The following is a 263-nucleotide window of genomic DNA, read 5'->3' as shown; positions in this document are numbered from 1 at the left end:
GCTGCCGGCGTAGTAGAGGGCGAAGCCCCACATCGGCCTGCCTTGCCCGTTGCCACCGCCCGCCCGATAGCCCCGCGCGCCGCCGAGCGCGAGCGGCTGAAGAAGATGGCCTACGGTCACAAAACCGAGTACCGGTTACGCGCGCGCAGGTGGTGCTGCATGCCGCACGGGGACGCTCCAACGCGCGCATCGCCCGGGAAGCGGGCCTGCACCTGGACACGGTCCGCTGCTGGCGGGGCCGGTTCGCCGAGCACGGTCTCGGC

The 263-nt window shown here is 72.6% G+C and carries 1 protein-coding gene; it reads left to right on the top strand.

Annotation, left to right across the window (positions count from 1 at the left end):
- Nucleotides 1-149: 149 nt before the first annotated feature.
- Nucleotides 150-263, top strand: a 114-nt coding sequence (locus tag CCN51_RS59060) for a helix-turn-helix domain-containing protein (RefSeq protein ID WP_342749441.1), incomplete at its 3' end; no start/stop codon positions are given.

Origin of the sequence: Streptomyces milbemycinicus, assembly GCF_002154605.1 — a bacterium.
GTDB classification, from domain to species: Bacteria; Actinomycetota; Actinomycetes; order Streptomycetales; family Streptomycetaceae; genus Streptomyces; species Streptomyces milbemycinicus.
Note: the sequence above shows the minus strand (reverse complement) of the source record. Positions and strands in the feature narration are given on the sequence as shown.